1 protein-coding gene is annotated in these 486 nt (G+C 49.8%); it reads left to right on the top strand.

Features of this window, described 5'->3' with window-relative positions; genetic code table 11:
• A partial coding sequence (locus CWM53_RS23380) for a molecular chaperone (protein WP_100750892.1) occupies positions 1 to 486 on the top strand: 486 nt, incomplete at both ends.

Raw genomic sequence — 486 nt, 5'->3', positions numbered from 1 at the left:
ACAAAGAAGGTGCGCGCGAAATTACCGCGCAAATAGAAAATAAAGATGACATCCCCTATCTGATTAAATCCTGGGTTGAAACCCCGGCAGGAAAATCTCCCTCATTTATGGCTACCCCGCCGCTGTTCCGCCTTGAAGGAAAGCAACAGAATACAGTACGCCTGTTTTCTACCGGAAACGTTAACGCCCCGAACGATCGGGAATCCATATACTATTTTAACGTGATGGCGATCCCTCCAGCGGATGATGAGAAAGCCAGCGCCAACACTATTCAACTGGCGGTCCGCCACCGCATGCGTCTGGTCTATCGTCCCAAAACGCTTTTCGATCTCTCCCCTAATACGGAAGCGAAAAAGCTCGAATGGCGCAAAGCTGGCACTAAGCTGACGATCAAAAACCCAACGCCCTTTTTCTTCTATTTCCATAGCATCCAGATTGGCGGAAAAGAAGTAAAGCCGGAGGTCAACTCGGTCGCCCCAATGACGA

The organism is Klebsiella sp. A-Nf5 (genome assembly GCF_002810545.1).
GTDB lineage: Bacteria > Pseudomonadota > Gammaproteobacteria > Enterobacterales > Enterobacteriaceae > Klebsiella > Klebsiella variicola.
This window is presented reverse-complemented; position numbering and strand designations above follow the sequence as displayed.